General features: G+C 39.5%; 18 protein-coding genes. 3 read left to right on the forward strand and 15 right to left on the reverse strand.

Going from position 1 to position 21,926, the window contains the following annotated elements:
* Positions 1-135: 135 nt before the first annotated feature.
* From PVV64_RS03620 to PVV64_RS03630, 3 genes are all read right to left on the reverse strand, one after another.
* On the reverse strand, positions 136-1,503 hold the full coding sequence (locus tag PVV64_RS03620) for a M17 family metallopeptidase (protein ID WP_273759846.1): 1,368 nt from the start codon (positions 1,501-1,503) through the stop codon (positions 136-138).
* A 13-nt stretch (positions 1,504-1,516) separates the two neighbouring features.
* Positions 1,517-2,461, reverse strand: a complete 945-nt coding sequence (gene coaA / locus PVV64_RS03625) for a type I pantothenate kinase (protein ID WP_273759905.1) — start codon at positions 2,459-2,461, stop codon at positions 1,517-1,519.
* A 173-nt stretch (positions 2,462-2,634) separates the two neighbouring features.
* Complete coding sequence (locus PVV64_RS03630; protein ID WP_273759847.1) at positions 2,635-3,624, reverse strand: asparaginase; 990 nt, start codon at positions 3,622-3,624, stop codon at positions 2,635-2,637.
* Positions 3,625-3,825: 201 nt separating this feature from the next.
* On the opposite strand from PVV64_RS03630, the gene hslV reads away from it, so the two are divergent.
* Both hslV and hslU read left to right on the forward strand, forming a co-directional pair.
* Positions 3,826-4,407 carry an ATP-dependent protease subunit HslV gene (hslV, locus tag PVV64_RS03635; protein ID WP_273759848.1) on the forward strand — a complete coding sequence of 194 codons (582 nt, stop codon included), beginning with the start codon at positions 3,826-3,828 and terminating at the stop codon, positions 4,405-4,407.
* Complete coding sequence (gene hslU, locus PVV64_RS03640; protein WP_273759849.1) at positions 4,408-5,718, forward strand: ATP-dependent protease ATPase subunit HslU; 1,311 nt, start codon at positions 4,408-4,410, stop codon at positions 5,716-5,718.
* Between the two features lie 19 nt (positions 5,719-5,737).
* Here the strand turns inward: hslU and PVV64_RS03645 are convergent, their stop codons facing one another.
* The 3 genes from PVV64_RS03645 to rpsO all read right to left on the reverse strand — a co-directional run bounded on the left by PVV64_RS03645 (position 5,738) and on the right by rpsO (position 9,524).
* Positions 5,738-6,736, reverse strand: coding sequence for a class I SAM-dependent methyltransferase (locus tag PVV64_RS03645; protein WP_273759850.1), 999 nt, complete (start codon positions 6,734-6,736; stop codon positions 5,738-5,740).
* 65 nt (positions 6,737-6,801) lie between these two features.
* Positions 6,802-9,003: a polyribonucleotide nucleotidyltransferase gene (gene pnp / locus PVV64_RS03650; RefSeq protein WP_273759851.1), complete on the reverse strand. Its 2,202-nt coding sequence runs from the start codon at positions 9,001-9,003 to the stop codon at positions 6,802-6,804.
* Positions 9,004-9,254: 251 nt separating this feature from the next.
* The gene (rpsO, locus tag PVV64_RS03655) at positions 9,255-9,524 is read right to left on the reverse strand and encodes a 30S ribosomal protein S15 (protein WP_208440251.1); all 270 of its coding nucleotides are present in this window, start codon (positions 9,522-9,524) and stop codon (positions 9,255-9,257) included.
* A 318-nt stretch (positions 9,525-9,842) separates the two neighbouring features.
* On the opposite strand from rpsO, the gene PVV64_RS03660 reads away from it, so the two are divergent.
* Positions 9,843-11,471, forward strand: a complete 1,629-nt coding sequence (locus PVV64_RS03660; RefSeq protein ID WP_273759852.1) for an MFS transporter — start codon at positions 9,843-9,845, stop codon at positions 11,469-11,471.
* 708 nt (positions 11,472-12,179) lie between these two features.
* On the opposite strand, the gene truB is transcribed toward PVV64_RS03660, so the two are convergent.
* The 9 genes from truB to PVV64_RS03705 all read right to left on the reverse strand — a co-directional run bounded on the left by truB (position 12,180) and on the right by PVV64_RS03705 (position 21,805).
* Entirely contained in the window at positions 12,180-13,139 is a 960-nt protein-coding gene (truB, locus tag PVV64_RS03665) for a tRNA pseudouridine(55) synthase TruB (RefSeq protein WP_273759853.1), read from the reverse strand.
* Between the two features lie 3 nt (positions 13,140-13,142).
* Positions 13,143-13,550 (reverse strand): 30S ribosome-binding factor RbfA, encoded by a 408-nt coding sequence (gene rbfA / locus PVV64_RS03670; protein WP_273759854.1) that lies wholly within the window; start codon positions 13,548-13,550, stop codon positions 13,143-13,145.
* Between the two features lie 129 nt (positions 13,551-13,679).
* Entirely contained in the window at positions 13,680-16,205 is a 2,526-nt protein-coding gene (gene infB / locus PVV64_RS03675) for a translation initiation factor IF-2 (protein ID WP_273759855.1), read from the reverse strand.
* Complete coding sequence (locus PVV64_RS03680) at positions 16,202-16,837, reverse strand: RNA-binding protein (RefSeq protein WP_273759856.1); 636 nt, start codon at positions 16,835-16,837, stop codon at positions 16,202-16,204. The genes infB and PVV64_RS03680 overlap by 4 nt, the downstream gene beginning before the upstream one ends.
* Positions 16,838-16,855: 18 nt before the next feature.
* Positions 16,856-18,469: a transcription termination factor NusA gene (gene nusA, locus PVV64_RS03685; protein ID WP_273759857.1), complete on the reverse strand. Its 1,614-nt coding sequence runs from the start codon at positions 18,467-18,469 to the stop codon at positions 16,856-16,858.
* A gap of 47 nt (positions 18,470-18,516) precedes the next feature.
* On the reverse strand, positions 18,517-19,143 hold the full coding sequence (gene rimP / locus PVV64_RS03690) for a ribosome maturation factor RimP (protein ID WP_273759858.1): 627 nt from the start codon (positions 19,141-19,143) through the stop codon (positions 18,517-18,519).
* 151 nt (positions 19,144-19,294) lie between these two features.
* Entirely contained in the window at positions 19,295-19,996 is a 702-nt protein-coding gene (locus tag PVV64_RS03695; RefSeq protein WP_273759859.1) for a tRNA (guanine(46)-N(7))-methyltransferase TrmB, read from the reverse strand.
* Positions 19,993-21,261: a methionine adenosyltransferase gene (metK, locus tag PVV64_RS03700; RefSeq protein ID WP_273759860.1), complete on the reverse strand. Its 1,269-nt coding sequence runs from the start codon at positions 21,259-21,261 to the stop codon at positions 19,993-19,995. The genes PVV64_RS03695 and metK overlap by 4 nt, the downstream gene beginning before the upstream one ends.
* 130 nt (positions 21,262-21,391) lie before the next feature.
* The gene (locus tag PVV64_RS03705; RefSeq protein ID WP_273759861.1) at positions 21,392-21,805 is read right to left on the reverse strand and encodes a helix-turn-helix domain-containing protein; all 414 of its coding nucleotides are present in this window, start codon (positions 21,803-21,805) and stop codon (positions 21,392-21,394) included.
* Positions 21,806-21,926: the final 121 nt, after the last annotated feature.

Genomic DNA, 21,926 nt, shown 5'->3' on the forward strand with positions numbered 1-21,926 from the left:
TAAACAAGTTTATAATCACTGTAAAACGCAGAGCTTTTCATCTTTAAATACAGCACAGAGCATCATTAGAGACGATAAGCAATCATTCCTAAATCGCCACAATTGTCCATCTTTGTGGATATTTTGTGACAATTTTTAGTTTTTAAAGAGATTATAAAGAGCACGAATAACTTGTGCAGATCCACCGACAGGATAGCCTGGTTTTTCTTTAGGAACCCAGCCATAAAGATCAAAATGCGCAAAATGTTTGGTTCTTTCAACGAAAGAGTTAAGAAATAAAGCCGCTACTATAGAGCCGGCATAGTTATTTCCCGTTATATTGTTCAGATCAGCATTTGGTGAAGATAACATTTCCAAGTAAGGTTTCCAAAGGGGCATTTGCCAAAGAGGATCACAAACAGCGTGAGCAGACTGAGAAATCTGTTGTGCCCATATTGCATCATTACAATAAAATGCAGGAAGATCTGGTCCTAATGCTATCCGTGCTGCTCCCGTTAAAGTTGCCATACATAGCATGAATTGTGGACTTTCTTCATCACCATAGGCAAGTGCATCGGCAAGAATAAGTCGTCCCTCCGCATCTGTATTGCCAATTTCAACAGTTAAACCTTTACGGCTTTGAAGAATATCACCTGGCCTGTAAGCATGAGCAGAAATTGCATTTTCAACGGCTGGAATCAAAACACGCAGACGAAAGGGTAATTTGGCATCCATGATAAGCTTAGCCAGTCCCAAAACATGTGCTCCACCCCCCATGTCTTTTTTCATGAGTAACATGTTATTGGCTGATTTAATATCGAGACCTCCAGTATCGAAGCTTACGCCTTTACCAACCAATGTTATTTGAGGATGGTTTTCATGACCCCATCGTAGTTCAATCAGTCGTGGTGCAGTACTGCTGGCGCGTCCTACAGCGTGAATCATAGGAAAATTATGTGTTAAGAGTTCATCTCCACAAATGCTTTGGACATTAGCACCATAAGTTTTTCCTAATTGGCGTGCTTCTTTCTCGAGGTTATCAGGACTCATATCATTGGCTGGAATATTAATGAGATCACGAACAAAAAAGACAGTTTGATAAATTCGTTGCAGCTCGTCAAAATCAACCCTATCATTGACATAGATCGACAACGGTTTAGAAGAAGAGTGTTGACGATAGCGGTTGAATTGATAACTTCCAAATGCCAATCCAAGATAGCTCTTTATTTCATGGGAGGCAGTTCCTTCTAAATGCCAATGTCCAGCAGGAAGATTTTTAGCGAGAAGGCCTGTAATAAAAGGTTCATCACCATTTCCAAGTCCAAAGAACACTTTTTTTAAATGTCCTGTTTCATGAGGAACGAAGAGTATTTGTCCTGCTTTCCCAGTAAAATTATTGACTTTCATCCATACTATTGTTGATGCATCAAGCGATAAATCAGCAAGACTTTCAGGGCTTACCAAGAATATGGGGCAACTCTTATCCAAATGTTTTTGGCTAAAATGAATGTGATGTGAAGGCATATTTATGAAATCCTCATAGTCGTCGCAGTGCGACATATTCGACCAAATGGTTTTTTCCTTTGCGTAGAATAAGATTAGACCGTGGTCGTGTTGGCAGTATATTTTCTTGTAAATTTTTCAAATTAATTGTTTGCCAAATATTTTCAGCGATTTTTAGGGCTTCTTCTTCATGCAGGAGTGCATAACGATGAAAATAGGATTCAGGATTTTGAAAAGCAGTTTTACGCAAACGTTTAAAACGTTCCAAGTACCAGTGCCGAATGACTTCTGTTTCAGCATCTACATAGATTGAAAAATCAAAAAAATCTGAAACAAAAGGAATGACTTTACCATCTTTAGGAAGATCACTGACTTGCAGAACATTAATACCTTCAATAATTAAAATATCAGGGCGGTCAATGGTAATGGTTTGATTTTCTAGGACATCATAGATCATATGCGAATAAAGTGGGGCGCTCACATGACCAACACCAGCCTTTATAGCAGAAAGAAAGTTCAGCAATTTTTTAATATCATAGGAATCAGGAAATCCTTTACGATGAATGCGGTTTTTTTGCTGTAAAACAGCGTTAGAATAGAGAAAACCATCCGTTGTAATCAAATCCACTTTAAGACTGGATGTCCAACGTTTCAAAAGTTCCTGAAGAATACGAGCGGTGGTTGATTTTCCTACCGCAACAGAGCCAGCAATCCCAATGATAAAAGGAGTTTTCTTTGTTCCATCTTGATGTAAAAATTTTTGACGCTTATAAAAAAGTTCCTGTACTGCTTCAACATGGCATGACAATAGACGCGATAGAGAAAGGTAAATACGTTGTACTTCTTCAAGATCAATAGGATCATCAATGGAACGTAAGCGTTTAATTTCATCGAAGGTCAATGTAAGTGGTGTATCCGCACGAAATTTTGACCATTCTTGTGCAGTAAAAACACGATAGGGTGAATATCGATCAGAAATTGATGTGACCAAGTTATCTTCCTGATCAGTTTTTGAGAGAATCGTATCAATCATTTGTATCAGTCGAGATCTTTTTTGCTGCAGTAACTGCTTAAAAATAAAGCAACAAGCTGTTTTGTATTCACATGAATTTTTTTCTGCATGTTTTTTTCTTTTAAATAAATAATCTTTCGTTAGCTTATAGTCCAGTCATTCCAGTGTTCTTTAATTTGTGCCAAGGAGTGTCCTTGTGCCAAAAAAGCCCATAAAAGTAAACGCGCTTTTACTGCTGATAAATACCCAGACATAAGAGCGCCAGAAGCAAGTAAATCGACCTCTGAACCTTTATAGCCATAAGTTGTGCGGGTTGTTGAGCCAGTATAGGTACGGCTAGCAATAATGATAGGTATTTTTTGTGTATATTGTCGCACGATGTCTGCTTCTTCAAAACTACAGTGTCCAGAGCCAAAACCAACAATGACAAGTCCAGCATAACACCCACTTTCAAGACAGAATTTCATTAGCTGTGTATCAGAAGATAAAGAGGCGTGAAGGAGTGCAACTTGGTGATCATAATTTTTGGGAAGATCAAATGTTGTAGAGAAAAACTTTCGATCATTAAAATAAATCAGTTTTCCTTCCAAAAGAGTACCCAGAACACCTATCATACCTGATTGAAATGTCTCAATTTTGACGGTATGGCTTTTCTGCACCCAATAAGGTGAGTGAATGGTATCATTGATGACAACGAGAACGCCTCTATTACGACTTTGTGGATGAGCAGCGACACGGGTTGCTGCTAAAACATTAGCCGGTCCATCAGCACCTGCTTCATGAGGTAGACGCATAGCGCCGGTAATGACAAGCGGTTCTGCTTTATCCCAGTAAAGGGAAAGAAAAAACGCTGTTTCTTCAATTGTATCAGTACCTTGGGTTAAAATAACACCTTCCGCGCCAGCCTTTATTTGTTGTTTTGCCCACTCTATGATTTCAAAAAGAATTTTAAAAGATAAAGATCCACTGGGTAATTGTGTGAGTGTTTGTGCATGAACATGAGCAACTTTATTTAAATCAGGAACACTTTTGATAAGGATATCTGAGGTTAAGGTTGGTTGCATTTGGCCGGAATCGTCAGCAGTCATTGCAATTGTACCCCCTAGTGTTCCTATGGCTATTTTCGTCATAATCTTTCCCTTAGAAGATGTAGATTGTTTTAGAGAACTATTTAACAACAATTTACATTGATAACAATGCATTCATTTTTTTATTTTAACAAATTGAATTGTGCTAAATCATTGTGTTTTGCAATATATGTTCTTAAATAGAGACAATAATGATTAGATTTTACATTTGATGGAAAGAAATCAATATTAAGGAGTTTCCTTATGGCAGAACATAAGCCAGACATCATGTATGGTACAACTATTGTTACGATACGAAAAGGTGGCAAAGTCGTGATGGCCGGAGATGGTCAGGTTTCATTGGGGCAGACGATTATGAAAGGCAATGCACGCAAAGTTCGTCGCCTTGGGAAAGGCGGAATGGTTATAGCTGGTTTTGCAGGGGCTACAGCGGATGCTTTCACTTTATTGGAAAGATTGGAAACGAAGCTGGAACAATATCCTGATCAGCTCATGCGTGCCTGTGTAGAACTTGCAAAAGACTGGCGAACAGATCGTTATTTACGTCGTCTTGAAGCAATGATGCTTGTGGCTGATAAGAAAATAACTTTAGCTTTAACAGGGCTTGGTGATGTCTTAGAACCAGAAGACGGAGTTATGGCAATTGGGTCTGGAGGCAATTTTGCGCTTTCAGCTGCTCGGGCACTTATGGATATGGATTTGGATGCCGAAACTATTGCGCGTAAAGCTATGGAGATTGCCGCTAAAATTTGTGTTTACACCAATGATCATTTTACAATTGAAACATTGGATGCAGAATTATCTTCTTTAGAGAAAGCTATTTGAATGTGTGTTGTATTTTCCCCTCGTGAGACTGTTTCTGAACTTGATCGTTTTATTATTGGCCAAAATGATGCTAAACGTTCTGTTGCTATTGCACTGCGCAATCGTTGGCGCAGACAACAGCTTGATGGTCCAATGCGTGAAGAGGTTATGCCCAAAAATATTTTGATGATCGGACCAACAGGTGTTGGTAAAACAGGTATAGCGCGTCGATTAGCGAAGCTTGCTGGAGCCCCTTTTGTTAAAGTAGAAGCGACTAAATTTACTGAAGTTGGTTATGTGGGACGTGATGTTGAGCAGATTATTCGTGACCTTGTTGAGATTGCTATTTCTCTTGTGCGTGAAAAAAAACGAGAGGAAGTGAAAGTAAAGGCTCACATGAATGCTGAAGAGCGCGTCTTAGATGCTCTCGTTGGCAAGACAGCAAGCCCCGCTACTCGCGATACTTTTCGCAAAAAATTGCGCGAAGGTGAATTGGATGAGAAAGAGATTGAAATTGAAGTAGCCGATAATAATAGTAATAGCGCTTCGACCTTTGAAATTCCGGGTATACCTGGTGCGCAAATGGGAATTATGAATTTGTCAGATATTTTTGGCAAAATGGGGAGCCGTACGAAAGTCCGCAAAACAACAGTCAAGGATGCTTTTAAGCCTCTCATGGATGATGAATCTGAAAAGCTCCTCGATCAAGATCAAATCATTCAAGAAGCACTTCGTGTTACTGAAAATGATGGAATTGTTTTTATTGATGAGATTGATAAAATTGCCACGAGGGATGGTGGAGGAAGTGCTGCAGTCTCCCGTGAGGGCGTTCAACGGGATCTTTTGCCTTTGGTTGAGGGAACAACAATTTCTACAAAATATGGTCAAATCAAAACAGATCATATTCTATTTATTGCCTCAGGTGCGTTTCATGTTTCCAAGCCATCTGACTTGTTGCCAGAACTTCAAGGGCGTTTACCCATTCGCGTGGAATTGAATGCTCTCACAAGAGAGGATTTGCGACGTATTCTCACCGAACCTGAAGCGAGTCTCATTAAGCAATATATTGCTTTAATGGCAACGGAAGAAGTTCATTTAGAAATCACCGATGATGCCATTGATGCTTTGGCCGATATCGCTGTAGATTTAAATGCAAGAATTGAAAATATAGGGGCACGTCGTTTACAAACAGTAATGGAGCGTGTTTTAGATGAGATTTCTTTTACAGCACCTGATAAAGCTGGAACATCATTTAAAGTTGATGCTGCTTATGTCAGAAAATCGATAGGAGAGCTTGCTGCTGATATCGATCTTTCGCGTTTCATTCTTTAGAGTTATCGTTTGTTTGCATCTACCGGTGCGCTTCGATAACTTTGAAACCATGGGCTTTTTCATCTATCAGCACCGTTTGAAAAATGTCTTTTAACAATATTTCATAAGGCAGGTGGCGGTTAGCAACAAGAAGCAGCTTACCACCTGGCTTTAGGTATTTTGCAGCATTTATAATAAAATGCTGCCCTAATGAGACATCTGTCGTTTGTTGTATATGAAAGGGTGGATTTGAAATGATAGTATCATAGAGATCTGTGATCGATTCATGGACAAGATCATGCCAATAAAAATGAATCGGACAAGAAGTTGTTATAGTTTTGAGATGCTGTTTGGCTGCTCGCAAAGCATTGTAGTCGGCTTCATAGAGATCAAGAGTTGTTAGTTTTTTGCTTTTTTCAAGTGCAGCATGAGAAAGAAAACCCCAGCCAGCACCAAAATCGGCAGTTTTTCCAGTAATTTTATGCATATGTGAAGCAAGCGCAGCAGATCCAGGATCAATACGACCATGCGAGAACATGCCAGAAGTGGTCTGAAATTTATTTTCAAAAGTGAGCGGTGGTGAACGCAATTGTGTAATTTTCTGTCTATCTATTTGTTGTGGAACTTGAAGCCAAAAGACTAGTCCATGTTTTTTTGATAATTTATCGGTGATAGGAATAAATGTTTTGACCCACTTCATCATTGAAGCAGCACCGGCAGTTTTATTTCCACCAATAACAATCCACCCACTAGGTTTCACACATTCTAACAAATCAAGAAAACAATTTTGGTTAAAACCACGATATTTGCTTAAATGTAAAAGTGCACCATCATAGGTGAAAGTTTTATCTATTTGAGGAGCACAATCAAACTGAGCATTGACGAATTTTAAAAAATCTGGTCGCCAAGGCGTGATAACTTTTAAGTTTTTCACCCATTCTAGAGCGGGAATTTCTGTTAAACCAAAACTCAACCATAATTGGTTTGGACTGGGAAGAGGAAGACTATGGTTCTCAAAAGGCAAAAAACAGTGACACATGTCAGTCTTTCAAAGCAAAAATGCCATTCTCATGTGAAAATGGCATTTCATAACAAGAGGAAAGATTACTCTTCTTTTTTCTTACGACGACGCTTGTTTTCGGATTTATTTTTTTCTTCCACGCACATTTCTTGTTCTTCTTTTACCGGACGATCTGCTGTAATTTCTTCTCCGGTTTGTTGATCAACAATTTTCATTGATAAGCGGACTTTACCACGCTCATCAAAGCCCATGAGTTTCACCCAAACCTTATCACCTTCTTTAACAATATCTGTTGTTTTTGTGACGCGTTCTGATGCGAGCTGAGAAATATGAACGAGTCCATCACGAGAGCCAAAGAAATTTACAAACGCACCGAAATCGGCAGTTTTTACAACTGTTCCTTGGTAGATAGCACCAATTTCAGGTTCATCAACAATAGAATGGATCCAGCGTTTTGCTGCTTCAATAGTTTTAGCATCGGCAGAGGCAATTTTAATTGTTCCATCATCTTCAATATTGATTTTTGCTCCGGTTTGTTCAACGATTTCTCGAATGACCTTACCACCAGAGCCAATCACTTCACGAATTTTATCAACGGCAATATTCATCACTTCAATACGCGGAGAAAATTCGCTAAGTTCAGCACGCGCACTGGTTAAAGCTTTCCCCATTTCATGAAGGATATGAATTCGTCCACCTTTAGCTTGTTCAAGTGCGATTTTCATAATTTCTTCGGTAATACCATCAATTTTGATATCCATTTGCAAAGCAGTAATACCATTTTCTGTTCCCGCTACTTTAAAATCCATATCTCCAAGATGATCTTCATCTCCTAAAATATCAGAGAGTACAGCAAAGCGTTCACCTTCTTTAATCAAGCCCATGGCAATACCTGCAACAGGGCGCGCTAGAGGAACACCAGCATCCATGAGAGCAAGTGAAGTTCCACAAACCGTTGCCATGGAAGATGATCCATTGGATTCAGTAATTTCTGAGACAGCACGAATGGTATAAGGGAAAGATTCCTTTGTTGGCAACATAGGATGAAGTGCACGCCACGCCAATTTGCCATGTCCAATTTCACGGCGGCCAGGAGAGCCAAGACGCCCTGTTTCTCCTACTGAAAATGGCGGGAAATTATAATGAAGAAGAAATGTTTCCTTATACATACCTGTTAAAGAGTCAACATATTGTTCATCTTCACCAGTTCCCAATGTTGCAACAACCATTGCTTGTGTTTCGCCACGGGTAAAGAGTGCGGACCCATGTGTTCGTGGTAAAAGACTTACTTCTGACTGAATGGGACGTACTGTTGAAAGATCACGCCCATCAATACGTCTTCCCGTATCAAGAATATTCCAACGTACAATTTTTGCTTGCAACTGTTTGAAAACGGTTGCAATTTGATCTGCATTAAATTTACACTCCTCTTCTGTTTCAGGCATAAATTTATTGATGACTTCTGTTTTCAGTGCATCAATGGCAGCATAACGCTCTTGTTTATCCGTAATCGTATAAGCCTTTCGTATATCCTGTTCGGCCATTTCCAGCATGGCTTTTTCAAGATCGGAGAGATCTTCAGGAACGAAATCACGTGGATCTTTTGCGGCAACTTCAGCAAGCTTTATGATGGCATCAATAACAGGTTGCAAACCTTTGTGCCCAAACATAACTGCGCCCAACATGATGTCTTCTGGCAATTCTTGTGCTTCTGATTCAACCATTAACACGGCACTTTCTGTTCCAGCCACAACAAGATCAAGTTTTGATTCAGGCATTTCATCGATATGAGGATTGAGGACATATTGTCCATTACAGTAGCCAACACGGGCACCAGCAATGGGCCCCATAAAAGGAACACCGGATAGAGTTAAAGCAGCAGAAGATGCAATCATCGCAAGGATATCAGGATTATTTTCAAGATCATGCTGTATAACAGAAACAATAACTTGTGTGTCATTTTTATAACCGTCAGCGAAGAGGGGACGAATGGGACGATCAATTAAACGTGAAATTAAGGTTTCATTTTCCGTTGGCCTGCTTTCACGTTTTAAATAACCACCAGGTATTCTACCAACAGCATAGGATTTTTCTTGATAATTAACTGTGAGTGGAAAAAAATCTTGGTCTGGTTTTGGACTTGTTGCTGATACAACAGTTGCTAAGACAATGGTTTCTCCGTAGGTCGCAATTACTGCACCATCAGCTTGACGCGCTATTTTTCCCGTTTCAATGGTGAGTGGACGACCAGCCCATTCAATTTCTATCTTGTGCGTTTTGAACATTTTTTATCCTTAATAACCAGTATTCACATCTTTGAGTGCTTATATTCTGGTTTTGCGTAGCATATTTAAAGCTATGGGCAGGACAACAAGACACTTCTGTTTTTTTCGCGAGAAGAGAGAAATAAATCGCAATTTAAACGCGAAGCAACTAGCAATCCTGCCCCATGATGGTTACTCATCTGTTTGAACTAAAAGCAGCAAGCTGAAAAAATGGGTGAATTTTGTAAAGATACTATCCACCCATTTTTCTTCTAGCGACGCAAACCTAATTTCTTGATAAGTGTTTGATAACGATTTTGGTCAACTCCTTTAAGGTAATCAAGAAGGCGACGGCGTTGAGATACCATCTTTAAAAGACCACGGCGAGAATGGTTATCCTTTTTGTGTGATTTAAAATGGTTTGTTAAATTGGAAATACGCTCAGAAAGGACAGCAACCTGCACTTCTGGAGATCCTGTATCACCAACTTTATTTGCATATTCTGCGATAAGAGCTTGTTTACGTTCAGTTGTAATCGACATCGTATTATCCTTTCACAAACAAAGAAACAAAAGCCACCCACAGCCGAGATGTCGTTCAGCAAGGGTCTATGAAGAAATAAGAAGAGTTAAAGACTCTCACTTATCTTGACACTTATATAGGAAAAGAGGTTAAAATGCTAGCCCTTAAAAACATTGAAAACCTCCCTTAAATCAATGGTTTTGTTTTAAAATAACTATTTTAACAGGGTTGTATGAGAAGTTTTTAAAGAATTATGCATCCTTTTGATACAAAGATGACTGCTTTACAGAGTATATGTATGATAACAAAAGCATTAAATACCGATTTGGAGGAAAAAGATGCAGAGCATTTCAACATTCAAACTTTTTCGTAATTCGGTATTTCGAAATTTGTGGTCGTCCACTCTGATTTCTAATTTAGGGGGGCTTATACAGGCTGTAGGAGCAGGGTGGTTAATGGCGTTGATTAGTTCTTCGCATTCCATGGTTGGGCTTGTTCAAAGTGCTACAACATTACCACTTGTGATGTTTTCTTTGATGGCAGGGGCATTGGCTGATAATTTTAATCGTCGTCAAATTATGCTGTGTGCGCAAATTATGATGATGGTTGTATCAATGAGTTTGGCTATTTTAGCTTATATGGGCTTTCTAACACCGTCACTTTTATTATGCTGCACGTTTTTGATTGGCTGTGGAACAGCGTTTTATAATCCTTCTTGGCAGGCGACAATAGGAGATATTGTGAGTAGGGAAAATATTCCTGCTGCTGTGAGTTTGAACAGTGTTGGCTTTAATTTGATGCGTAGTGTAGGTCCTGCTATTGGTGGTGCTATCATTGCAATGTTAGGTGCAGCAGCTGCTTTTTTATTCAACGCGATAAGTTACATTCCTTTAATTGGTGTTTTGTTTTTCTGGAAACCGAACTATGAAAACAATATCTTGCCACGGGAAAGATTTTTAGGCGCTGTCTCAGATGGTTTACGTTATGTTGCTATGTCGCCTAATCTTCTCAGTATTATGGTCAGGGCATTTCTTTTTGGTCTTGGAGCAATCTCGATTTTGGCACTCTTGCCAATTGTTGTGCATAAAATTCTCGGAGGGAGTGCACTTCTTTATGGTACACTGCTTGGTTTTTTTGGCTTGGGAGCCATGACAGCGGGTATTATTAATTCATCTGTACGAAATTATTTTCGTTTAGAGACAATTATTGCCAGTGCATTTATTGGTTTTGCTTTTTCTTGCTTTGTTTTAGCAATAAGTCGTTCATTGATTATAAGCCATATTGCCTTATTTCCTGCGGGTTTATGTTGGGTTTTAGCGTTATCGCTGTTTAATACATCTGTACAGCTTTCTACACCACGCTGGGTTGTCGCTCGTGCTTTAGCACTTTATCAAACGGCCTCATATGGAGGGATGGCTGTTGGAAGTGCAATTTGGGGTGCTTTGGCTGATGGTTATTCTCCAACAATTGCTTTGAGTATTTGTTCTCTTTTCTTGGTTTTTGGGGCCCTTGCTGGCATAAAGTTTAGAATTCAGGAAATTCCTCAGATAGATTTGGATCCACTTGATCATTTCAGAGAACCAGAGCTTTTACTTGATCTAAAAGCAAGGAGTGGTCCGATTATGATAATGATCGATTATCAAATTCATGAAAATGATCTTGAAGAGTTTCTCAAAGTCATGACACGTCGTCGCCATATTCGTTTACGTGATGGCGCTCGCCAATGGGTTCTCTTACGTGATCTTGAAAGACCTGAATATTGGACAGAAGCCTATCATATGCCAACATGGGTAGATTATTTACGCCATAATCACCGACGTATAAAAGCGGATGCAGAGGTCAATAAACTTCTGCGTCATTTAAACCGTGCGCCTAACGGTATAAGAGTCCACCGCATGATTGAACGCCAAACCATACCACAAGCCAATGAAATGATTTTAAAGTCTTCTGCTGATCAATTACCTTGATGGTAAAAAGATAAAAATAAGTTTTCTTATAAACTATTTAATATGTGCAACAATGTTTTATCCGGTTGTGCTGTAAAACACTGTTGTTTGAGGTGTGGTGATATAAGATAAGTAAGATTTTACACATCTCAGTCTTTTGAGGGAATGGAGTGAATATTCAGGGTAGAGTTGTCCGTACAGTCTTATGCAAGTACGTCATTAAATGTCAGCAGCTGGAATGCACAAGACAAGAAACCGGATTGTTTATAGGTCGGTACTTACGAGGAATCTCCCTCATTTAAGGTGCGAGGAGAAGATCAAGGGTGAGTTTGTTTATATGGATATAACAGCAGCATTTTAGAGGTTAAATAAGTACGTTATACGGCTAGTCAGTTAAGAACAAATTTATTCTAAACAAATAATGAAAAGTTACGAATATTGCGATTTGTTAAGCTAAAGTCTGTTTTTTATTCCACAAAAATTTCTTAACACAGGTAGGATATACGCGTATCTCTAAGAATGATTGCGAGAGACCATTTAAAAGAACGAAGTTGTTTCTTGTCTTTTATTGTGCAAGTCAAGGATTGGATTTTTGAATGCATCATAGATTTTAGGCATCCTATGTCAATTCTTGTAAAGGCTCAGTATAAGACGATAAAAAAAGCACTCTTCTCTTCATTGATATAGAAAAATATCTTTTGGCAAGAACTTGTTGTGAAAAAGCATGAATTAAATTGTAAAAATTCGCTTTGGTTTGAACAGGATTTTGTCAAGAGTGCCTATAGCAAGAAGTTGTCCTTTGTAAAAGACACAGAGCTCATCTTCATCAAGAGATGCATTATGACTATAGAGAGGCACTGGAGCACCCTTCATGACTCGCTGTGCTTGGGTTTCATTAAGAATGTAACGAGAGAGGGAATCCACAGCAGCACCTGTTTCAATTAAAAGTGCATCAAGTGTTGAAAAATCTTTTTTGGGAGGAGTATTATTTTCATTTGTCACATTTTTATATAGTCCTGCCGCCTTTAGGGTATCCCATGTGATAAGATCATCTTCACAAAACGGTGCGACTGCAATACGTCTTAAATCAGCAATATGCCCATAACAACCAAGATCACGTCCTATATCGCGTGCTAAGGAACGCACGTAAGTTCCTTTTCCGCAGGTTATTTCAAAGATAGCATGCTCGCTGGAAGGAGTTTCTATTAATGTAAAAGTTTCTATTTCCACTTGGCGCGGTGGAATTTCAACAATTTCTCCTTCACGGGCTAGATCATAGGCACGATTACCAGAAATTTTAATTGCTGAAAATTGAGGAGGTGTTTGCAAAATAACACCTGTATATTGAGGGAGAAGAGCACGTATTTCTTCTTGTGTTGGACGTTTGAGAGATGTTTTTGTGATTTCACCTTCTAGATCGTCTGTCGATCTCTCTTCGCCCCAAGCAATTTGAAAACGGTAGGTTTTTGTACCTTGCATCACGTAGGGAACAGTTTTGGTTGCTTCGCCCAATGCAATTGGCAAGAGTCCAGAAGCAAGAGGATCAAGTGTACCCGCATGTCCAGCTTTTTGCGCATGAAAGAGCGATTTTATTTGTGAGACAGCTTCTGTTGATCTCATTCCCTTTGGTTTATCGAATATGACCCAGCCAGAAACAGAACGGCCTCTTTTTTTGCGTTGCGGCGCCATATTTTAATCCTCAACTTCATCATTATGTTGAAGATCACGTGCCACCTCAGGGGAGCGAAGAAGAGCATCAATTTTTGAAAAATTATCAAAACTACTATCAAGCCGAAAACGCAGTTCAGGCATATATTTCATCTGTCGCAATGCGTGACTGATTTCTTTACGGATAAAACGGCTATGTGTATTAAGAATATTAACAACATCAATATGGGATGCATTTTTAAGAGTACTAAGAGGAGAAATAAAGCAGGTAGCAATTTTTAAATCTGTTGACATGCGGACTTCAGAGACAGAAATGACCATATTTTTTAGGAGATCGTCAAGTAAAATTCCGCGCTGTAGAATATGCGCTACTGCATGGCGCACTTGTTCACCTACTCTAAGTTGCCGTTGTGATGGCCCTGCATTTTTCATGAAAGTTTTATCCTCATTACAACACTTCTTTTTTTGGCCATCTTAAAAAAATTAAGAAAGAACAGAAGCGCTATACACAAACCTAAAATTTTTTCCATTTTACGATAAAGAAAAGTTATTGGATATATTCTATAATGTGCGATTAATATGTTCAATACGGAAGGTTTCAATAATGTCTCCTGCACGGATATCTTCATAATTTTCGAATGCCATTCCACATTCTTGTCCACTTTGTACCTCATTGACTTCATCTTTGAAACGTTTGAGCGTTTTAAGCTTTCCTTCATGAATAACAATATTATCACGGATAAGGCGAACACCAGCGCCTCGTTCTATCTTACCTTCTGTGACACGACAACCTGCAACTTTTCCGATTTTTGTAATGTTAAAGACTTCTAAAATTTCGGCGTTACCAAGGAAAGTTTCACGCTGTTCTGGTGAAAGCAATCCTGACATGGCAGCTTTTATATCATCCACAAGATCATAGATGATATTATAATAGCGGATTTCAATTCCTTGTGTTTTTGCACAGTCACGCGCTTGTTTATTGGCGCGAACATTAAAGCCGATGACAGCGGAATTGGAAGCCTCAGCAAGAGAAATATCACTTTCAGTAATACCTCCAGCACCAGAATGTACAATGCGCGCGCGTACTTCTTCATTTCCTAACTTTTCTAATGCTGAAGCGATTGCTTCAATTGATCCTTGCACGTCTCCTTTAATAATCAGAGGGAACTCTTTAATACCGGTGGTCTGTAATTTTGTCATCATCTGTTCAAGAGAACCACGAGAACCGGTTTGTCGGGCAACAGCCTTATCACGCGCTAATCGCTGACGGTATTGAGCAATTTCACGTGCTTTTGCTTCATGACTGACAACGGCAAAACGATCACCAGCTTGTGGTGTTCCTTGCATACCTAAAATTTCAATAGGTGTAGAAGGAACAGCTTCTTTGACATGACGACCATGATCATCAATCAAAGCGCGCACGCGCCCCCATTCATTACCGGCGACAATAATATCAGAAGGATGCAATGTACCTTTCTGAACAAGAACTGTAGCAACAGATCCACGTCCTCGATCCAGTTTTGCTTCAATGACAACACCTTCTGCTGTTCGTTGGGGATCTGCTTTCAGATCGAGAATCTCAGCTTGAAGGAGAATAGCTTCGAGAAGTTTATCAAGATTCTGTCCAGTTTTAGCAGAAACTTCGACTTCCAAAGTCTCTCCACCCATAGTTTCAACAAACACTTCATGTTGTAGAAGTTCTGTGCGCACTTTTTGTGCATTAGCAGCGGGTTTATCAATTTTATTGATAGCAACAATAATTGGTACACCAGCTGCTTTGGCATGATTAATTGATTCAATCGTTTGCGGCATGACACTGTCATCAGCAGCAACAACCAGAACGGCAATATCGGTAACACGAGCACCACGCGCACGCATGGCAGTGAAGGCAGCATGTCCAGGTGTATCAATAAAGGTAATTTTTTGACCATTTTGCTCCACTTGATAAGCACCAATATGCTGCGTAATACCCCCAGCTTCACCAGAAACAACATTCGCTTTTCGAATAGCATCAAGTAGAGACGTTTTTCCATGGTCGACATGGCCCATAATTGTTACAACGGGAGGGCGAGACCGCATTTTTTGAGGGTTATCAGGGATATTAAAGATGCCTTCTTCTACGTCAGATTCTAAAACACGTTTAACAGTATGACCGAATTCAACGGCGATGAGTTCAGCAACATCAGCATCAATAACATCACCAGGTTTCATCATTTGTCCCTGTTTCATCAGAAATTTAATCACATCAACGGAACGTTCAGTCATACGCTGTGCGAGTTCTTGAATTGTAATAGTTTCAGGAAGAACAACCTCACGAGAAATTTTTTCTCTAGGTTCTTGGTTTTGTGCACGTTTAAATTTCTCCTGTCTGCGACGCATTGCAGCCATTGAGCGCCCACGCGCATTCCCATCTTCATCCAAAGCACTATTGAGGGTTAGTTTTCCACGGCGTCGTTCATCAGCGCCTTTTACAACTTTTGGCGTACGTACTTCTGATTTAGAAAGGTTAGCACGCCGACTATGTCGATCGTCTTCTTTATTATCATCGACTTTGCGTTTTTCAATGACAGTTGTATTTTTAGGTGTGATAGGAATATCGGTAGGTTCTATAGGGACGTGAGCAGGACTAAGATCAGGAATTTCTACCGGTGGAGTTTCTTCTTCCTGATGTATTTCTGTTTCTTCTTGAATCGATTGCTGCAAACTTTCTTCACGCTCTTTTGCACGTTTTGCTTCTTCTTCGGCTCGTTCACGCGTTATTTTTTCTTGAATATGTGCTTCTTCTAACGCACGAAGTCTCGCCTCCATTTCAGCGGATGAGAGATTACTTTTAGCAACAGGTTTACTCGGCTTTTCTTCTTCAAACCGTGGTTTAGAGCGTTGAGAAGCCACATGCGGTTTTGTAATAGGCTGTTGTATTTCAGTCTTTTCATCAGGTCGCGTAATTTTGCGGCGTTTGGTTTCGACAACCACAGCCTTGGTACGACCATGGCTAAAATTTTGTTTGACCGTACTTGTTTCTAGGACGGACCGCTTCAAGGTTAGTGTCCTTTTGCCTGTTATTTTGTCGTTATTATTTTCACTCATTGTACTTCCTTCACGGCTTGTGCCGTTATTTCACCAGGCTTGCTGTGTTTTTCATCACGATAGGCGAGTAGTTTATGTATCGTTTTGAGAAATCCTTCAGCAGCTTTAGTGTCTAATAAGGCTGCATGCATGACAGGATTATCACCAAAAGCTACCCGCATTTCATCACTTGTAAATAAAGATATAGTTTTTATATTCCTATTTGTCTGTTTCTGTATTGTATGGATGGCTTGTGCAATTTTTCGTTTTCCATCTTCTGTTGTTTCTTTAGCATGAAGTACAAGAATAACTTGACCAGAGCGGATAGCAGCATCAACTTTTGTCGCTCCCATGACAACAGCACCTGCTTTACGGGCCAAAGAAAGACTTGCAAGAGCAGATTTTAGCAAAAGTGTATCAACAATATGTGCAAGATTTTCTGCAACCTCAACATCTGTTTTAAAGCTTCTATGAAAAGCTTTCTGTTTAATTGCTGCTTCAATGGTAGAATGATGAGCAGAGATCCAAACCCCCCGCCCTGGCAAATTGGCTTTAAGATCAGGGACGATTTGATTATTGGGACCAATAACAAAACGGATCAGCATCTTTGCTGAAGCGCCTTTTCTGGTTACAATGCAGGTCCGTTCATTCATTTAAAATTCATCCACGCTCTAATTGTCTTTTTTTTCATTTTTCGCAGAATTTTCACTTTCTGCAGGAGGTTCTTTAACAAGATCAGCTTCATTTATCCAGCCTGCTTGCACACGTGCTGCTAAAACCATAGCTTCTGCATCAGCACGTGTAATATCAAATGGGGTTAAGATACCAGAAAAACTTTGTGTTTGTCCTTCTTTACGTTCTCTCCAACCAGCCAAATCATCGACTGCATAGCCAGCAAAATCTTCTATCGTTTTCACACCGTCTTCGCCAACAGCAACCAACATAGCACTTGTCATTCCAGGCAGTGCTCGCAATTCGTCAGAAACACCAAGTTCTTTGCGCTTTTCATCAAGTTCTTTTTCTTTATGTTCAAGATATTCGCGCGCACGGCTTTGAATTTCAGCAGCAGTCTCATGATCAAAACCATCAATGGAAGCAATTTCTTCGAGATCGATATAAGCGATTTCCTCAATAGAAGAAAATCCTTCTGATGCCATAACCTGTCCAATCATTTCGTCAACATCTAAGGATTCCATAAACAGCTTACTGCGTTCAGTAAATTCTTTTTGACGATTTTCTGATTCTTCTTTTTCGGTTAAAATATCAATATTCCATCCTGTTAATTGCGAAGCCAAACGAACATTTTGCCCACGTCGTCCAATTGCAAGGCTCAGTTGGTCATCAGGCACAATGACTTCAATGCGTTCGGCATCTTCATCAAGCACAACTTTGGAAACTTCAGCAGGTTGTAGTGCATTAACGATAAATGTTGCGGCATCAGGGGACCAAGGAATAATATCAATTTTTTCACCTTGTAGTTCTGCAACCACAGCTTGTACACGACTTCCTCGCATTCCCACACACGCTCCAACAGGATCAATGGAACCATCCCGTGAGACAACAGCAATTTTAGCACGTGAACCAGGATCACGAGCAACAGATTTAATTTCTATAATACCATCATAGATTTCTGGTACCTCCATGGTAAACAATTTCACCATAAATTGTGGGTGTGTGCGTGAAAGAAAAATTTGTGGACCACGTGATTCACGGTGCACATCATTGACAAAGGCACGAATACGATCTCCATAACGGAAAGATTCACGTGGAATTAATTCATCACGGCGCACGATAGCTTCACCACGCCCTAAATCAACGATAACATTACCATATTCTACACGTTTTACTGTACCAGAAATAATTTCACCAATTTTATTTTTAAATTCCTCATATTGTTGGTCACGTTCTGCATCACGGACCTTTTGTACAATAACCTGTTTAGCAGATTGCGCGGCGATACGACCAAAATCCATAGGAGGTAAAAGATCAGCAAAAAAATCACCAACCTTTGCATCTGTCTGGCGTTTAAGTGCATCGGACAAGGTGATTTCACTTGTATAATCTTCAACGACATCAACAATTTTGAGCAGGCGTTGTAATTTAATTTCACCTGTTTTGGAATTGATTTCAGCACGGATATTGGTTTCTTGACCATAACGAGAACGTGCCGCTTTCTGAATAGCATCAGCCATCGCAGAAATAACAATTTCACGGTCAATTGACTTTTCACGTGCAACAGCATCTGCAATTTGCAGAATTTCAAGCCTGTTAGCGCTTGTAGCCATCAATTTTCTCCTTTTTTGTGCCACACGATAGGCATTTCCCAGTGATATTAACTTTTGTAATTGGATTTCTGTTTTGAGATATTAGAATGATCTTCGGGAGTAACTTGTTGATTCAAATCTTTATTTTTTTTCAATGCGTCGCGAATAAGTTCATCTGTTAACACCAGATGTGCATTTGTAATATCACAAAAGGCAATAGAGAGATATAGTGCTTCTCCATAAGCAACTTTATCAGTGTTTAAAGTAAATCCCTCTTGTGTGATATTCGTTAGTGTTCCACGAAATTTTCGACGCCCATCGATTGTTCTTTTGGTTTCAATTTTTGCAATATGTCCCTGCCAATGCAAAAAGTCAGATTTTCTTACTAGTGGGCGGTCAATTCCTGGAGATGAAATTTCTAAATGATATTTGCGCTCAATAATATTTTGCACATCAAGAAGGGGTGAAACAGTTCGGCTAACAGTTTCACAATCTTCCACGGTCATAGAGCCATCAGCGCGTTCTACCATAATCTGAAGTGTTAAACCATTTAAACCAAGAAGCTTCACACGAACCAAACGAAACCCCAAAGGTTTAAGCAAAGGTATAATAAGAGCCCCAACACGCGCTTCAACACCATCTTCTTCAAACAGACGTGGTTCATCAAGACTGCTTATTTTTTCAGTTTCGTTCATACATTTCATCCAAGGCGTTTTTCTAAGTTTCACGACATTAAAAAAGAGCGGGTCCAACGGCCCACTCCTCATCATAAGACCAAGAATTTACTTATTGATACTCTTAAATTCAAAATTTTTCAAGTCGTTTATAAGAAAAGCATTTCACCATTTATTTTTTGATAAAGGTGAGATAAGTAGGTATCCGCCCTTCGCGTAAAGCTTTTGTTTCATAGCGGGTACTTATCCAGAGTGGATAGGGGGTTTTCCAATCTTGAGGTTTTTCTGCTTCCCACTCAAAGTGATGATGTTGTGCACAATGATAAAGGGTCCAATTTACATAATTGTCTATATCGCTGGCAAAGCGGAATTTTTTTCCTGTCTTAAGAACGCGAGCAAAACGATTAAGATTTTTTATATTGATGAAACGTCGTTTCCAATGTTTCTTTTTAGGCCATGGATCAGGATAGAAGAGATCTATTCCATCAAGTGATGCATTGGGGAGCCAATCAAGGAGGTGTGTAGCATCATCATCATAGAGGCGAAGTTGGTTTTGATGCTGTTTATGTTGTTCAAGAGATAGCAATATTTTTGCCATACTATTGACAAAGGGTTCAATACCAATAAAACCAGTTTGCGGATAATATTCCATTTCATGAAGCAAATGTTCACCTCCACCAAAACCAATTTCAAGCCGAATTTCTTTTACTTTATTGGGAAACAAAGTTGTTAAGTCTAGGGGGGGCGGGGTATTTAAATCAATATGAAGAGTGGGGAGAAGCATTTTTATACGCGCAATTTGACTGTTTCGTAGCCGCTTTCCTTGTCGGCGACCAAAAAAGGCTTTACACGCACGTGTATTATGATCAATCATGATATTTTAATCATCGTTTGAAGTGTTTTAATCAAATCAGTTTTTTCCCATGAAAACGAACCATCATCTTTTGGTGTACGTCCAAAATGACCATAGGCAGCTGTTTTTGTATAAATAGGTTTATTGAGATCAAGATGTTTTCGAATGCCCGTTGGTGAAAGATCCATGATTTTGCGAATGGTTGCTTCAAGAATTTTTTCATCGACTTTTCCTGTTCCATGGAGATTAAGATAAATGGATAGGGGCTGTGCAATACCAATCGCATAGGAGAGTTGGATAGTGCATCGTTCTGCTAAATCAGCTGCAACAATATTTTTAGCGAGATAACGTGCGGCATAGGCAGCAGAACGATCAACTTTTGTCGTATCCTTTCCTGAAAAAGCGCCTCCGCCATGGGGGGCAGCCCCTCCATAAGTATCAACGATAATTTTGCGCCCCGTCAGTCCAGCATCACTTTGAGGACCACCAATAACGAATTTCCCTGTTGGATTAATATACCAACGACATTGAGCCGAAATAGGAATATCATGTAAAGCCTGACGAATATAAGGCTCAACCACTGTACGAACCTTATCGGAATCCCAACTCTCATCTAAATGTTGTGTTGAAAGAACAATGGACGTTACCTCTATTGGCTTTCCATTTTTATACCGTATTGTTATTTGACTTTTAGCATCTGGCCCTAATTTTCCAGTTTCTCCTTCTCCTTTATGGCGGGCTGCAGCAAGAAGTTTGAGAATTTTATGCGCATAATAAATGGGAGCTGGCATGAGATCTGGTGTTTCACGGCAAGCATATCCGAACATGATGCCCTGATCACCTGCTCCTTCTTCACCATTCCGATCCGTAGCATTATCAACACCACGTGCAATATCCGTTGATTGGGGACGTAAAAGAACATCAATTTTGACAGTTTTCCAATGGAAACCGACTTGTTCATAACCAATTTCACGAATAGCACGACGTGCCGCTGCACGAAAACGTGTAGGATCAATGAATGGACAGCCATTCTCATCGTAGATAAATTCTTTATTTTTATCTCTTTTTAACAGTGTATCAGGCACACGTACTTCACCAGCAATAACAACGCGGTTCACACTGACCAAAGTTTCACAAGCGACTCGTACCAACCATGGATCTGTACCAGTTTTTTGCGCTTCTCTATAGACCATATCAACGATTTCATCGGAAATACGATCACAAATCTTATCAGGATGTCCTTCCGATACCGACTCACTTGTAAAATGATAATCTTGATGCGGCATAGGAACTCCTTCAAAAAAGAAAACCAACAGTTTATGAAATTGTCTATTAAAACTGCCCCTATTTGCCAATCTCATGGCAAATCGTCAATGCCCAATTTATAAGCTGGAGAGAAAAGATGAAATCTGTACTTTATGATTTGTTTGCCATATCTTCTTCAGATAATGCTTTTGCCAAATCAATAATTTTTCGACGCACCTTAGCATCAGATATATTCGTAAAAGCACGCATTAGCTGGATTCCTTCATTGCTGGAGCAAAAGTCCATAAAATCGTTATCGCTTTCAGCAAAGCCTTCTACCTGTTGCGTATTCATGCCTTTATCAAAAAAGTAGGAAACAGGAACATCCATAATTTCTGCAATTGCTTGAAGACGACTTGCACCAATACGGTTTGTACCTTTTTCATATTTTTGAATTTGCTGGAAAGTAACGCCTAACTTTTCACCGAGTTTTTCTTGCGTAAGTCCTAAAATATTACGACGTAAACGAATACGGGTTCCAACATAGATATCTATAGGATCGGGTTTTTTTCTAGTCTCGGTCATAATGCAACTCTTTATTTCCAGCACTTTGCTTCTAAACCAACATCATCTTTTTATGAAATTGGTTTATCATATAATTAAGATAATATGTAACATTTTTCCCAACATTACCGGCACACACAAC

This window comes from Bartonella sp. ML70XJBT.G (genome assembly GCF_028618575.1).
In the GTDB taxonomy this organism is placed as follows: domain Bacteria; phylum Pseudomonadota; class Alphaproteobacteria; order Rhizobiales; family Rhizobiaceae; genus Bartonella.

Excerpts from the sequence above, each read along its gene's own strand:
- rbfA (WP_273759854.1), bottom strand. The coding sequence starts at position 13,550 with ATGAAAAATGCAGGGCCATCACAACGGCAACTTAGAGTAGGTGAACAA.
- metK (WP_273759860.1), bottom strand. The coding sequence starts at position 21,261 with ATGCCGCATCAAGATTATCATTTTACAAGTGAGTCGGTATCGGAAGGA.
- rimP (WP_273759858.1), bottom strand. The coding sequence starts at position 19,143 with ATGAACGAAACTGAAAAAATAAGCAGTCTTGATGAACCACGTCTGTTT.
- nusA (WP_273759857.1), bottom strand. The coding sequence starts at position 18,469 with ATGGCTACAAGCGCTAACAGGCTTGAAATTCTGCAAATTGCAGATGCT.
- PVV64_RS03620 (WP_273759846.1), bottom strand. The coding sequence starts at position 1,503 with ATGCCTTCACATCACATTCATTTTAGCCAAAAACATTTGGATAAGAGT.
- PVV64_RS03705 (WP_273759861.1), bottom strand. The coding sequence starts at position 21,805 with ATGACCGAGACTAGAAAAAAACCCGATCCTATAGATATCTATGTTGGA.
- PVV64_RS03645 (WP_273759850.1), bottom strand. The coding sequence starts at position 6,736 with ATGTGTCACTGTTTTTTGCCTTTTGAGAACCATAGTCTTCCTCTTCCC.
- pnp (WP_273759851.1), bottom strand. The coding sequence starts at position 9,003 with ATGTTCAAAACGCACAAGATAGAAATTGAATGGGCTGGTCGTCCACTC.
- hslU (WP_273759849.1), top strand. The coding sequence starts at position 4,408 with ATGTGTGTTGTATTTTCCCCTCGTGAGACTGTTTCTGAACTTGATCGT.
- infB (WP_273759855.1), bottom strand. The coding sequence starts at position 16,205 with ATGAGTGAAAATAATAACGACAAAATAACAGGCAAAAGGACACTAACC.
- truB (WP_273759853.1), bottom strand. The coding sequence starts at position 13,139 with ATGGCGCCGCAACGCAAAAAAAGAGGCCGTTCTGTTTCTGGCTGGGTC.
- PVV64_RS03630 (WP_273759847.1), bottom strand. The coding sequence starts at position 3,624 with ATGACGAAAATAGCCATAGGAACACTAGGGGGTACAATTGCAATGACT.
- PVV64_RS03660 (WP_273759852.1), top strand. The coding sequence starts at position 9,843 with ATGCAGAGCATTTCAACATTCAAACTTTTTCGTAATTCGGTATTTCGA.
- PVV64_RS03695 (WP_273759859.1), bottom strand. The coding sequence starts at position 19,996 with ATGATTGATCATAATACACGTGCGTGTAAAGCCTTTTTTGGTCGCCGA.
- hslV (WP_273759848.1), top strand. The coding sequence starts at position 3,826 with ATGGCAGAACATAAGCCAGACATCATGTATGGTACAACTATTGTTACG.
- PVV64_RS03680 (WP_273759856.1), bottom strand. The coding sequence starts at position 16,837 with ATGAATGAACGGACCTGCATTGTAACCAGAAAAGGCGCTTCAGCAAAG.
- rpsO (WP_208440251.1), bottom strand. The coding sequence starts at position 9,524 with ATGTCGATTACAACTGAACGTAAACAAGCTCTTATCGCAGAATATGCA.